Origin of the sequence: Bacillus sp. C28GYM-DRY-1 (genome assembly GCF_030519405.1) — a bacterium.
In the GTDB taxonomy this organism is placed as follows: domain Bacteria; phylum Bacillota; class Bacilli; order Bacillales; family Bacillaceae; genus Bacillus; species Bacillus spizizenii_A.
The window spans coordinates 1-351 of the sequence record NZ_JAUMKF010000082.1; the positions used below are offsets into that span (position 1 = coordinate 1).

Genomic DNA, 351 nt, shown 5'->3' on the forward strand with positions numbered 1-351 from the left:
GAGATACCTAAATGAATACAGATATCCTGCACGGTCATTGTGCTGTGCAATATTTCTACAAGTTCGACTGACGTTTTGCTATCAACTTCCTTTCCAATTCGTTGTACTTTTTTAAAACTTCATTCTGTTGTCTCAGGTAACGATTCTCTGCCTGCAGTTTCTCTAATTCGGAAGAATACTCCGGACCTTTTCCATAAGTGTATTGCTTACCAACAGGCTGTTCAAATCGATGTGTATCACCAGCCTTATACCATCTGACCCATGTCTTAATCTGCGTATTATTTTTGATATTCAACTCCTGCATGATCTCTTTCATAGGTACGCCTGCCAATCTCATGTCTACAGCCTTCT

The 351-nt window shown here is 39.9% G+C and carries 1 pseudogene; it reads right to left on the reverse strand.

The features are described 5' to 3' along the window. Window positions 1-351, reverse strand: a pseudogene (locus Q3W56_RS20770) (helix-turn-helix domain-containing protein); the annotation flags it as partial.